This is a genomic window from Pseudoclavibacter sp. RFBB5, assembly GCF_002931555.1.
Taxonomy (GTDB): domain Bacteria; phylum Actinomycetota; class Actinomycetes; order Actinomycetales; family Microbacteriaceae; genus Pseudoclavibacter.
The window spans coordinates 552960-565308 of sequence record NZ_PSTZ01000001.1 but is presented as its reverse complement, the minus strand read 5'-3'; the positions used below and the strand labels follow the sequence as shown (position 1 = coordinate 565308).

The window sequence follows — 12349 nt, the reverse complement described above, 5'->3', positions numbered from 1 at the left end:
AGGCCCAGGTCTGCGGATGGGTCTGCAGCAGACCTGGGCCTTGCGCACCGCAGCTCGCGCGGAGGCGTGCACAACCCCCAGGTCTGCTGCAGACCCATCCGCAGACCTGGGCCTTGCTCACCGCGCTGCGCACATTCAGCGGTCCAAGGCCCACATCTGTCGCAGGACGGCGGGCGGGCGGGCGGGCGGTGCGCCTCAGCGGTAGCGCCGGGGAACCCGCCAGGGTTCACCGAAGGCCGTGTTCCAGCTCTCGGGCTCGAAGGGGCTGTCGCCACCGGCCGGGTAGTTCGTCAGCTCGCCGAAGATGACCCGATCCGGCAGATGGTAGAGGTCGACGCGCACGAAGTCGGTCTCCGCACCGAGCCTGGCTGCGACCTCGAGCATCTCGTCGAGACGAGCCGGTCGAGGCGGAGTCGGCGTCCGCCAGGGCAGACCGCCCGACATGTCGAGGTGCGTCCAATCAGGTCGGAAGAAATCCTGCGTCCGCTCGCCGAACCGCCCGCCGTCGACCTGCACGAAGTGGACCACCCCGTGGAACACGAAGAACTTGAAGTCCTCCGGCACCGCGCCGTCCTCGCCGACGAGATACTCCTCGACCAGCACGCGGCGCGGCATCCGCCCGTACACCCACTCCTTGTTGGGGCCCTGGCCGTACAGCTTCGACACCCACCCCTCGCTGATGGCCGCGAGGTGCTCACGGTTCGCGTGCTCCGGCCGCACGTGCGCGTACACCCACCCCCACCTGGCTTCCGGCAGCCGCGAGTCCACCGGCGCGGCGGGCGAAACGACGACCACTGCACCCGAACCGTGGGTCGGCTTCACAACGTACGACTCCGGCAGCTCGAGGGCCTCCAGCCCGCGAGGGTCGTCGAGCACCCCGTAGGCCTCGGGCAGGTAGCGCGCGCCCACGGCCGCCTCCACGTACCCGCGCACGGCGGCCTTGTCCGCGAACGTCACGATCAGCGGCCGCCGATCGCGCAGCATCTTGTACCGCACCTTGTCGGTGAACGTGACCGGGCTCGAGGTGCGGGCGAGACGCCACAGGCGCACGAGGCGACTGCGCTCGCGCCATCGACGGAACCGGCGTCGCCAGGGGGTGATCGGTGCGGGCATCCGCCTAGTGTGCCGCGCATCTCGCGGTCAACCGCGCCGCGCCCTCCCTTCGGACCGAATTGCCCGAGGGGCTTGCGCAAATTCCTTCGTTGAGCTAGCGACAACACTGCTGGCAGCAAAATGCCTGGTCATGGTGGTGCGATCCCCGGAGCAGCTGTCACCCTCGGTCGAAAACCCGAAAATCTCCAAGCTCCTCCCAGACCGCCCCGTCACGCTTTTCAGGAACGGCAGAGGAGCTCCCCCATGATTCCCATCTCCGCATTGACCGGATACGAACTCACGCAGACCACGGCAGGCATCGTCGCCCTCGAACGCGAAGGGGCGCCACTCGGATTCATCGTCGATGTCGAGGGCGTGCACGTCGTCCTCCGTGGCGCACGGGTGGACACCGGCGTCGAGATCAGCCAGCACGTGCAGCTTGAGCGGGCGATCGAATCGCTCGTCGCGGCCTGCTGCGAAGGCGAGGCGCAGCTCGCGACCCGTCGCGCCTCGACCGGCGAGAAGCCGTCGACGAGTCGTGCGAGCTCCGTCGTGGCCCGCCGCTCGCGGGCGAAGATCTCCGGGCCCGCGCGCTGACCGAGCGGCTCGGCCGGGCTCGCCACGTCGCACCCGCTCGCTCAGGCCAGCGGGTCCGGGGAGCGCAGTCGGCGCCCTAGGAGAGCCAGACCAGGCTGACGACCACCCAGACGATCAGCAGCGCGATCATCGCACCGGAGGCGAGCAGCGTCGAGATGGTGGCCGTGCGGTTGATGCGCTGCGCCCGCTCCACACGTCCCACCAGGTCCAAAGACATCCGCTGCCCGCTGCGCAACCGCATCGCCGCGGCGACCCAGACGCCGACGACGAACAGCACCGCCACGCTCACCACCACACCCGTGACCATCAGATCGATGGAAGACGGGAACGCCGCGACCACCGGTGGCTCCGCCGGCAGCGCCAGGGGCAACGGCAGCGCGCTCGCGTCGAACGCGGGCAGCTGGAAAAGGTGGGAGCGCATAGGACCTGGCTTCGCGTCGGGGGCATCGGGCTGACCTGCTCAGATCACCCCGACGACGGCCCCTGGCCCAGGGGTCCACATCGTGGACGCCCAGTCGGGGGATCGAGCCAGGGGCCGGCGACGGGTGCCTCTAGTCTGTCCCCGCCCAGCAATTGCGCCGTTCTCCTAGCGCGACGAGGCCGACACCGCTACCCTGGCCCGCGTTCCGGATGCCCGGGGATGCGCGGCTACGCCCCGTCGGCGTCACGAGACGGAAGGTCGGACGTCGCCGGCCCCTCGATCCGCGTCCCATCAGGCGCGAACCGGGACGCGTGCAGCGGGCAATCCCACGAGCAGTCCTCGTCGTTCCACCGCAGCACACCGCCGAGGTGCGTGCAGACCGCCGAGACGGAACGGGTCACCCCGTCGACCGTGCTCACGGCCACCGGTACGCCTCCCGATCGGCCGACGCTCCCCTCCCCCTCCGCCGGATGCGCCTCCGGCGTGGACAGCTCGGCTCGCGCCCAGTCGCCGACCGCGGTCACCCCGACCTCCGCGCCCCGCGCGACCAGGCCGCCCACCGTGGCAGCGGTCACGCGCCGGTCGTAGAGGGTGTGCATCCACTCGTCTCGGCTGTCCAGGATGCGCCCGCGCAGATCGTGGGCGGCGGCGATGCCGTTCGACAGTCCCCACTTGTTGAAGCCGGTGGCGTAGAGGATGCGCGGATGGGCGGGCGTGGCCACGCCCGAGGACGGCGTCATGTCCGGCTCCTCGTAGTCCTGCGCCGACCAGCGGTACTTCTCGGGGCTCACGAGCCCGAACGTCTCCTGGCCCCACTGGCTGAGGCCATCCACGCGCTCGCGGGAGGAGACGCTGGCGCCGACCTTGTGACCGGCCCCGCCGACGACGAGGTGGTGTCGGCCCGCCGTGGTGTACTCGCGCAGCGAGATGGTCTCGCTGTCGAGGCCCAGGTACATGCCCGTGAGCAGCGGCATCCCGGTCTCGAAGCCGAGCGCGTAGGAGCGGTAGGCGGTGAGGGTCGTGAACTCGGCGCTGCGGTCGACGATGGGGAAGCCGGTCCCGATGATGACGTGCGCGCCGCGCACGGAGAGGTCGCGGCCGGCGCGGCTCGCGTGCACGTCGACGTGCGTGCGGTGGTGGTCGACGCCCGTGACTCGCGTGCTGAGGGAGAGGTGCACGCCGAGCTCGATGGCCCGTTCGAGGAGCGCGAGGATGAGCTCGTAGGGGTTGAGCTGCAGGCCGCCGTCGAGGGTGATGGCGTCGAGGATCTCGAACGGCAGCTCCCGGGCGACCTGGTCGCCGATGGGGAGACGCAGCGCTTCGGCGGCCTCTCGCTGCTTCCCGACCTGCTTCGCGCCCTGCTCGGTGCGGGCGAAGAGGATGGAGGTGCGCTCCTGCATCGGCACGTGCCGCTCGGCGCAGAACGCCCTCGCCCAGTCGATGGCTGCGATGTTGCCGTGCACGTACGCGGCCGCGACCTCGTCGCCCCGCCTGCTGCGCAGCGATGCCAGTGTCTGGCCGTGCAGGAGCGACAGCTTGCCCGTGCTGTTGACGGTGGCCGATGCGCGGAGGTCGTGGGCCTCGAGCACCCCGACCCGAAGGCCGGACTCGGCGAGCAGCACGGCGCTCGTGAGCCCCGTTATCCCAGCGCCGACGACGAGTACGTCGTAGGCGTCGTCGGCTTCCACGCTCAGTGCTTCGGGGTGCTCGGTCGTCCGCTGCCCGAGGGCTGTCCAGATGCCGTGCCGGTCAGAGTCGTGCTTCGCTGCGCTCATGACGCCAACGGTAGGAAGCCAACCCGAGTTTCACGTCAGTATTGACTCCTGGCGGATGAGGACGGTGAGAACGAGCGCACGTCACCGTGTCAAGGGGGAACGAACTTCCCAGCTGGCTTGTCTTGACTGGACGCATGACACCAACAGCCAAGACCCTACGGACTGCCTTCGCCGCCTCCGCGGCACTCGCTGCTTCTCTCCTCCTGGCCGGTTGCGGTGGCGACGAGGTCGTCCAGAGCCCGATCTCCCCCGACACCGGGGTGCCGACATCGACGACCGAGGAGACCGCGGACGAGGACGACACGATGACGGTCTCCCCCGATCCCGAGGAGACGGAGTCGACGACCGACTCGCCGACCCCGTCGGAGACGATGAGCCCGACGCCGACCCCGTAGCTCTCGAGACGGCCGGAGCGCTCAGTCCGCCGTGCGGAAGCGCGTCGTCAGCTCGCCGATGCCGGCCACGCGGATGAGCACCGAGTCGCCGTCGACGAGCGGGCGGTGCTCGCGCAGCGCATCCTCGAGCTTCTGCGGCGATCCCGTCGCGATGACGTCACCCGGCTGGAGGGTGATGGACTGCGACACGTAGGAGACGATCTCCGCGAACGGGAAGATTAGCGTCGACGTGCTCTGCGAGACGGTCGTCTTCCCGTCGCGGACCACCTCGACGAGCAGATTCGCGGGGTCCGCGATCTCGTCGGCCGTCACGACGGCTGGCCCCAACGGGGCGAACCCGTCGAAGCACTTGCCGAGCGTCCACTGGCTCGTGCGGTTCTGCCAGTCGCGGGCCGAGACGTCGTTGACCAGCGTGTAGCCGGCGATGTGGTCGAGGGCGTCCTCCGCGGAGACGGCGTGCGCCGTGCGCCCGATGACGACCCCGATCTCGCCCTCGTAGTCGACGTCGTCGCTCTGCGGCGGCAGGACCACAGCGTCGTCCGGCCCCAACGTCGTGTTGGCGGTCTTCACGAACACGTCCGGATGCTCCGGGTCGGGCTGTCCTTCTCCGCCTGCGACCACGTGGCCGCGGTAGTTGTAGCCGATGCACAGCAGCACGCGGGGTGTGATCGGCGCCAGCAGGCGCTCGCCATCGCGAGCAGGGAGGCTGGCTGGATCCGCCGCGTCGACCACGGCACGTGCATCCGCCAGCGCCCCCTCATCGGTGAGCAGCTCGAGCGTCGAGGCGGCGACGCCCGACAGGTCGACCAGCTGGTCGCCGTCGCCCGAGTCGACGAGCGCTGCGGGCACGCTGACACCAGCGCGGTCCCAGTTGACGATCCTCATGCGCAGACTCCTTCGCCCATGACGCCGCTCACCAGTAGCGCTTCCAGTCGGGGCGGGAGGCGCGGGTCAGCGCCTCGAGGTAGAAGTAGTCGCCCCAGAGGGTGCCCTCGTCGACGCCGACGAGCTTCGGCAGGTCGTAGACCCCGTGCAGGAGGAGCGCGTCAGAGGACGCGGGCGGCTGCGGGGTGGCCTCGGCCATGAGCGCGTCGATCTGCGCGTGCGCCGCCTGCAGCGCCCGGGCCGAGCGCTCCGGGTCGGGCTCGACGGCGGCGAGCTCGAAGAACCCGCATGCGGCGATCGCGGCGGCCGAGCTGTCGCGGGGCGCATCGCTGCCCTCGGTGTACACGAGGTCCCAGTACGGGATGCCGTCGCTCGGCAGGTGCGCCAGGTAGTAGTCGGCGCACCGCCAGGCCGCCTCGAGCTGCCGCGGGTCGCCGACCGTCTGCGAGTTGAGCGCGAAGCCGTAGATGCCCCAGGCCTCGCCGCGCGCCCAGCAGGACTCGTCGAACGCGCCCTGCTCGGTGCCGCCGCGCAGGGGCTCGCCGGTCTCCGCATCCCAGTAGAAGGTGTGGAAGGTCGAGTCGTCTGCACGGAAGATCTGCGTGCGCAGCTGCTCCGTGTGCCGGCGCACCGCATCCGCGTACCGCGGGTCGCCCGTCTGCTCGCCCACCCAGCTGAGCAGGGGCATGTTCATGAGGCTGTCGATGATGGCGCGGCCGCGCTGCGCGGGGTCGCTGAGGTCGCCCCAGGCCTGCAGGATGCCGGCCGGCTCGAGGAAGCGCGTCATGAGGCGCTCGCCGGCCTTGATGCCGGCCGTGCGCCAGCGCTCGTCGCCGGTCTGCTTCCACGCAGTGACGACGGAGAGCGAGTAGAGGAAGCCGAGGTCGTGCGTCTCGAGATCCTCGTCGCCGTACAGGCGGCGCTCGAAGTCGACGGCGTGCGCGAGCGCGGCCTCGTGGAAGACCGCGTCGCCCGTGACGTCGCCGGCGAGCCACATCATGCCCGGCCAGAAGCTGGTGGTCCAGCCGCGGTTGGCGCCTTCCGCGAAGGTGTCGGTGGCGGGGCGAAGCAGGTACCTGTTGTCGCTGGTCGTGTCGTCCGGGTAGGCGGCACCGAACGCTTCGATATTGCGTCGAACGGTGTCGGTGGCCGCTGCCAGCGCGTTCTCCACGGTCGTGGATGCGGGCGCGAAAGTCATGGGTGTTCCTTCGTGAGAGTTCGGGAGGTCAGTCAGGCCGCGACGCGCGCGGGTGCCTGCTGCAGGGTGAAGCGGCCGCCAGCCCAGACGACGTAGAGGCAGGCGGCGGTGGTGATGCCGATGGCGATGGCCGGGGCCGCCGTGAGCACGGCGGCCTGGACGCCGACGATCGCGAACGAGGCGAAGGTCAGCGGCCAGCGGCGCACGGCGAGGATGAGGGATGCGCGCGCCAGCACGAGCAGGCGCGTGTCCTCGGCCTGCGTGATGGCCACGAGCGTCACGGCTGCGGTCGCGAGCGTCAGGATCGCGACGACGACGAGCAGCGGCACGAGGAGGACGCCGATGCCCGTCGGGACGAGCACGAACACATCCACGAGCGCGACCGTGACCACGGCGGACGTGACCGCCGAGATCACGAGCGCCCGCTTCCAGGTGCGGCGCACCCCGCTGATGAAGGCGCGGATCACATCCGTGTCCCCCTCAGCGTGCGCACGGAAGGTCGCGAACGCACCCGCGATGCCCGGCCCCGTGAGCGCCGCGCTCGCCGCGAGCAGCGGCCACGACAGTGACGGGTCGGTGGTCACGAGCAGCACGAGGAACGGCAGGCTCATGACCGCGAGCATCAGGTTGACGGCGAGCGCCAGGTAGGTGACGTTGAACGCCGTCGCGTAGACGCCGTGCGAGATGCGCTTCATGGCCTAGCCCTTCATTCCGCTGGTCGCGATGCCCTCGACGAAGTACCGCTGGCCGAGGAGGAACACGATCGCGATGGGCAGCACCGAGATGGTGAGGCCCGCGAAGAGCACGCCGTAGTCGACGTCGTAGAGGCTCGAGACGAAGTTCTTGAGGCCCAGCTGCATGGTCCAGAGGCTCGGGTCGCGCAGGTAGATGAGCGGTCCGAGGTAGTCGTTCCAGGTGTTGACGAACGTCAGCAGCGAGAGGCTCGCGATGGCCGGGACCGACAGCGGCAGCATGATGCGCCGCCAGATGCCGTACTCGCTGAGCCCGTCGAGGCGGGCCGCCTCGGAGAGCTCCATGGGGATGGTCTCGTAGAACTGCTTCATGAGGAACACACCGAAGGCGCCGAACGCCTGCAGCAGGATGATCGCCCAGAGGGTGTTCGAGAGGTTCGCGTTGGACAGCAGGATGAACTGCGGGATCATGTACGACTGCCACGGCACGGCGATCGTTCCGACGTAGAGGAGGAAGAGCACGTCGCGGCCGGGGAACTTGACGCGCGAGAAGCCGTAGGCGGCGAACGAGCCGGTGAGTACCTGCAGGGCCGTGACGGTGACCGAGAGGATGAGCGTGTTGCCGATCCAGGTCATGATGTCCGACTTGGTCCAGATGTCGACGTAGTTCTGCCAGACGAAGACCTCGGGGATCCACTGCACCGGCACCGAGAAGACCGCGTTGGCCTCCTTGAGGGAGCTCATGATCATCCAGAAGAACGGCGTGAGCATCGCGGCCGCGGCGACGATGAGGATGACGTACAGGAGCGCGCGAGCGAGCTTGTGCTCCTTCTTGCCAGCGGGCTTCGCGGGCTCGACGTGGTCGGTCGAGAGGGGGGTCGTGGTCTCCTCGGGGAGGACGACTGCCATGGTCTGGGACATCAGCTGTCCTTCCGCTTGTTCCACATGAACTGGATGATCGTGACGACGATGCAGAGCAGGAACAGCACGACGGAGGCCGCTGACGCGTATCCGAACTCGTTCTCCTCGAAGCCCTTGCGGTAGATGAACTGGGAGATGACGGTCGTCGACTGGCCCGGCCCGCCCTCGGTGAGCACGAGGATGAGGTCGAAGATCTTCAGCGAGTTGATCGTCAGCATGACGGTGACGAAGAACATCGTCGGGCGCAGGCAAGGCAGCGTCACGTTCCAGAAGCGCTGCCACGCGTTCGCGCCGTCGACGCGTGCGGCCTCGTGCAGCTCGGGCGGCACCGTCTGCAGGGCCGCGAGGAAGAGCACCATGTAGTAGCCCATGTCGCGCCACGTGCTGATGATGACCACCGCGGGCATCGCCCACTCCATGGAGGTGAGCCAGCCTGGCGGGTTGTCGATGCCGATGAGGCGCAGGCCCTCGTTGATGGGGCCGAAGTCCGGGCTGAAGAGCAGGTTCCAGACGAGCGCGATCGCGACGATCGACGTGATGTAGGGGAAGAACGCGGCCGTGCGGAAGAACGCGACGCCGCGGAGCTTGTTGTTGAGCAGCAGCGCGAGCCCGAGCGAAACGACGATCGTGAGCGGGATGTGCAGCACCGAGTAGTAGATGGTGTTGCCGAACGCGACCTGGAAGCTGCCGTCGCCCAGGAGTCGGGTGAAGTTGTCGAAGCCGACGAACGTCGAGGTGCCGAAGATGTTCCAGTTCGTGAGAGACATGTAGAACAGCACGATGACGGGCACGAGCGTCAGCGTCGCGAAGCCGAGGAAGTTCGGCAGGATGAAGCTCCAGCCGACAAGCGAGCGCTTGAGACGTGAGCGGTTGCGCAGCTTGCGCGCCTCGGGCGACAGGCCCTCAGGCGCGGCCTTCGGCTGCGCCGGTTCCGTTGTGGTGGTCATGATTCTCCTGGAGAGAGGTGCCGGTCGGCCGGTGAGAGAGCACCGGCCGACCGACGAGAGGGGTTAGTCGAGGCCGACTTCGTTGGCGACTCGGGTCTCGGCCTCCGTGATGGAGTCCTTGACCGACTTCGAGCCGGAGAGGATCGAGGAGTGCATGTCGTTCAGGATGTTCTGGACGGCGGCGGTCTTCGAGTTGGTCGGGCTCTCGGGGAGCGTCTCGTGCGTCTGCACGGCGAACGCGGAGAGCTCGTCCTGCGGGGCGCCCTCGACGCCGAAGTACGCCTCGACGACCGGGTCGCTCAGGAGCGCCGGGGTGATGCCGATGCCGGCGAGCTTCGTCGCCGCCTCTTCGCTTGCTGCGTAGGCGAGGAAGTCCTTGGCGGCCTGCGTCTTGCCCTCGTCGATGTTGGCGTTGATGCCGAAGCCGGCAGGGTCACCGAACGTGACGGGGGTGTTCTCGAGACCGGCGGTGGATGCATCCATCTGCGGCACAGGTGCGATGCCCCACTCGAAGTCGTCGGCCTCGCCGGCCGCCTGCTGCGAGATGAGCGTCGCCACGAACCACGAGCCCATGGGGATCATCGCGGCCTTCTGCTTGCCGAACTCGCCCTGGTAGGTGAGCTTGTTGGCCGTGACCGTGTTGAAGGAGGCCTGCGCGCCGTCGTCCTGCAGCTTGAGCGAGTTGTCGTAGTACTTCTCGAAGTAGTCGTACTCTCCGCTGAAGATGTCGCCGTCAGCCTGCGCGTTGGCGAAGCCCTGGACGGTCGACTGCCAGCTGTGCTGGTGCGCGCCCTTGGCGGTCGAGCCCGCTGCGGTGAGGTTCTGCGTCAGGAGGTCGGCGTTCTCGACGTAGTCGTCCCAGGTCCAGCTGCCGTCCGGGTAGGCGACGCCTGCCTGGTCGAAGAGGGCCTTGTTGTAGTAGAGCACCCACGAGTCCTGGCGGTACGGGGTCGCCCACGTGGTGCCGTCGATCTCGTACGACGCGGCGCCGCTGATGCCCTCGGGCAGCTCGATGTCGGACACGTCGAGCAGCTGTCCGCCTTCCTGGAAGGTGGTGACGAACTTCGTCTCCTTCTGCGTGATGATGTCGGGGCCCGAACCGGCCGCGAGGTCGGCCGTGATGAGCGTGTTGTACTCGGCGGGGTCGTAGTCGACGACCTCGACGGTCACGTCTGGGTACTTCTCCGTGAAGCCGTCCGCCAGCAGCTGGAACTCGGGGGTGGATGCGACGCTCCAGCCCGACACCGACAGCGTGATGGGACCGTCTGGGTCGACGCTCCCGCCACCGCTGCATCCGGTGAGGGCCAGTGCGGCGGCGGCGAGGCCCGCAGTGGCGATCATGGTGCGCTTCTTCATGGTGCTGCTCCTTTGCTGCAATGAACGAGACCCGCTTCGGATCCCTGAAAACCGACGCCCGGGCTACGAGAGGCGGTAGTTGGTGAGGTCGACGGTGCTGTGCGCCCCGTCCGACCAGGTGATGGCGGCGAGCTCATCGGTGAGCTCGACGCCGGTGGTGGGGCTTGGGGTGTGGTCTGCGCCCGCGAGGGTGAGGTGGGCGGCGGCCCAGGTGCCGACCTCGACGGGGGCGTCGAGCACGGGCACCGCGGTGGATGCGCCGAGCGGGCTCGCGTCCGTGCGCGTCACGGTGCGTGCCGTCGTGCCCGCCGTCAGGCCGCGGAGTGCGCTCGTGATCTGCGCATCCTGTCGGCTCGTGACGGGCCAGCCGCCCCAGCGGAGCATCCAGTCGCTCTCGTCGACGCCGTCGGCGAGGTCGGTGACGCGGGCGAGGCGCACCTCTTCGGCGCCGCGCACGACCGAGACGACCGTGAGGCGCGCGACGACCGTCGCTTCGCCGTCGAGGCCGGAGCCGTGGCGCTGCTGCTTCGCGCTCGGGACCAGCGTGTGGGCGAGCCAGGTGGATGCGGCCACGCCGGCGTCGCCGTCGGTGGTCGTGGCAAGGAGCTCCATCGCGGCGCGGTGCGTGGCGGTTTCGGTGCCCGTGGTGGCGTTCTCGCCCGTGGTGGCGCTCTCGACGAGCGCGACCGACTGCTCGAGCGGCTCGTGCCAGGCGGCGTCGTCGAGCAGCGGGCTGGTTGCGCTCGAGTAGGCGATGCGGGCGTAGAGGGGCGAGTCGCCGACCAGCGTGTTCGGCTTCGCGTGGTCGGTGCCGTGGTTGGCGATGCGCACGATGCCGTCGCTCTTCGTACCGGTGACGACCCAGCCCGGGGCGGCGATCGTGCGCACGAAGTCGCCCTGCTCGACGGGGAGCGGGTCGGCTTCGGCGGCCCAGACGGGGTGGTCGGCGGGGAGGAGGATGCCGAGCAGGCCCTTCGAGGCCCAGTACGGGGAGGCGGGGCCGGAGTAGGCCTGAGCGAGCTGGCGCCACTCGTCGAGCCAGCCCATCGTGAGGAGGCCACGCTCGTCCGGCACGCCGCGCTCGGCGAAGTGGGAGACGACCTTCTCGGCCGCGTGGCGGAGCGCGCCGAGCGAGACCGAGGGAACCTCCGCGAGCGCGCCGACCCAGAACGGGCCGGCGGCGGCGAAGCGGTAGATGAGGCTGCGGCCCTGCAGGAGCGGGGAGCCGTCTCCGCCGATGAGGTGCACGGCGTCCTGCAGGAAGCGGTCGAGGGCGGCGACGTCTCCGGCGAGGCGGTCGCCCGCGAGCTCGCTGGCCCCGCGCATCCGCGACCAGAGGACGGGGTAGATGTGCAGCGCCCAGCCGACGTAGTGGTCGTAGGAGCGCTCGTCGCCGTCGGAGAGCCAGCCGTCGGCGCGCACGAACGAGTCGTGCAGGGCGAGGTCGTCGGTGACGTCCTCCGGCGACCAGGGGCCGCCGACGGAGCGCAGGAAGGTCTGCACGACGAGGCGGAACCACAGCCAGTTCGTGCGCGGGTAGGTGTCGTCGCCCACGGCCGGCGCGAAGTAGTCGATGACGCGCTGCTGCGTGAGCTCGTCGAGCGCATCCCAGATCCAGGGGCGCGTGAGGTCGAGGATGAGGGCGAGCGACGCCGCCTCCACCTTCGCCTGCGGGTGCTCCTCGAGGCGCACCCAGCGGTCGGCCGCATCCGGGTCGACGCCCGTGCGGACGCCTTCGGAGAAGAAGGAGATGAGCTCGTCGACGCCCTCGCCGCGCTCCCCCGCGATGCGGAAGCCGGCGAGGAGGAACGTGCGGGCGAAGCCCTCGAGGCCGTCGATGTCGTGACCGTAGCCACCCTCCGCGCCGGGAGGGGTGATGCGCCCCTTGCCCGGAGAGGACCAGGCCATGGCGCCCGTGAGGAGGCGGTCGGCGTAGGCGGTCCAGTCGTCGCGGGTCCATGCTCGCTGCGACGCTGACGGAAGCGCAGCGGCGGGCGCTTCGGGCGTGAGTGCAGTGGACACGGATTCTCCTTTGAATTGCCGTCCGGGGTGCCTGCGGCGTCCCCCGGG

At 69.5% G+C, this 12349-nt stretch carries 12 protein-coding genes; 2 read left to right on the top strand and 10 right to left on the bottom strand.

Going from position 1 to position 12349, the window contains the following annotated elements; all coding sequences use genetic code 11:
• Window positions 1-195: 195 nt before the first annotated feature.
• The gene (locus C5B97_RS02650) at window positions 196-1113 is read right to left on the bottom strand and encodes an ATP-grasp fold amidoligase family protein (protein ID WP_104310563.1); all 918 of its coding nucleotides are present in this window, start codon (window positions 1111-1113) and stop codon (window positions 196-198) included.
• Between the two features lie 243 nt (window positions 1114-1356).
• On the opposite strand from C5B97_RS02650, the gene C5B97_RS02645 reads away from it, so the two are divergent.
• Window positions 1357-1689 (top strand): hypothetical protein, encoded by a 333-nt coding sequence (locus C5B97_RS02645; RefSeq protein ID WP_104310562.1) that lies wholly within the window; start codon window positions 1357-1359, stop codon window positions 1687-1689.
• Window positions 1690-1765: 76 nt separating this feature from the next.
• On the opposite strand, the gene C5B97_RS02640 is transcribed toward C5B97_RS02645, so the two are convergent.
• Window positions 1766-2110 (bottom strand): hypothetical protein, encoded by a 345-nt coding sequence (locus C5B97_RS02640; protein WP_104310561.1) that lies wholly within the window; start codon window positions 2108-2110, stop codon window positions 1766-1768.
• 227 nt (window positions 2111-2337) lie between these two features.
• Window positions 2338-3885 (bottom strand): FAD-dependent oxidoreductase, encoded by a 1548-nt coding sequence (locus C5B97_RS02635; protein ID WP_104310560.1) that lies wholly within the window; start codon window positions 3883-3885, stop codon window positions 2338-2340.
• Between the two features lie 134 nt (window positions 3886-4019).
• On the opposite strand from C5B97_RS02635, the gene C5B97_RS02630 reads away from it, so the two are divergent.
• Window positions 4020-4280 carry a hypothetical protein gene (locus C5B97_RS02630; RefSeq protein ID WP_104310559.1) on the top strand — a complete coding sequence of 87 codons (261 nt, stop codon included), beginning with the start codon at window positions 4020-4022 and terminating at the stop codon, window positions 4278-4280.
• Between the two features lie 21 nt (window positions 4281-4301).
• Here the strand turns inward: C5B97_RS02630 and C5B97_RS02625 are convergent, their stop codons facing one another.
• The 7 genes from C5B97_RS02625 to C5B97_RS02595 all read right to left on the bottom strand — a co-directional run bounded on the left by C5B97_RS02625 (window position 4302) and on the right by C5B97_RS02595 (window position 12301).
• Window positions 4302-5165 (bottom strand): fumarylacetoacetate hydrolase family protein, encoded by an 864-nt coding sequence (locus tag C5B97_RS02625; RefSeq protein WP_104310558.1) that lies wholly within the window; start codon window positions 5163-5165, stop codon window positions 4302-4304.
• Window positions 5166-5193: 28 nt separating this feature from the next.
• Window positions 5194-6363: a glycoside hydrolase family 88 protein gene (locus tag C5B97_RS02620; protein ID WP_104310557.1), complete on the bottom strand. Its 1170-nt coding sequence runs from the start codon at window positions 6361-6363 to the stop codon at window positions 5194-5196.
• 32 nt (window positions 6364-6395) lie between these two features.
• Window positions 6396-7058 (bottom strand): ferredoxin-NADPH reductase, encoded by a 663-nt coding sequence (locus C5B97_RS02615; RefSeq protein ID WP_104310556.1) that lies wholly within the window; start codon window positions 7056-7058, stop codon window positions 6396-6398.
• Window positions 7059-7061: 3 nt separating this feature from the next.
• Entirely contained in the window at window positions 7062-7826 is a 765-nt protein-coding gene (locus C5B97_RS02610; RefSeq protein ID WP_368845301.1) for a carbohydrate ABC transporter permease, read from the bottom strand.
• Between the two features lie 149 nt (window positions 7827-7975).
• A complete protein-coding gene (locus tag C5B97_RS02605; RefSeq protein WP_104310555.1) occupies window positions 7976-8923 on the bottom strand; it encodes a carbohydrate ABC transporter permease in 948 nt (315 codons plus the stop codon).
• 63 nt (window positions 8924-8986) lie between these two features.
• A complete protein-coding gene (locus C5B97_RS02600; protein ID WP_104310554.1) occupies window positions 8987-10279 on the bottom strand; it encodes an ABC transporter substrate-binding protein in 1293 nt (430 codons plus the stop codon).
• A gap of 63 nt (window positions 10280-10342) precedes the next feature.
• A complete protein-coding gene (locus C5B97_RS02595) occupies window positions 10343-12301 on the bottom strand; it encodes a DUF2264 domain-containing protein (RefSeq protein WP_104310553.1) in 1959 nt (652 codons plus the stop codon).
• Window positions 12302-12349 lie beyond the last annotated feature (48 nt).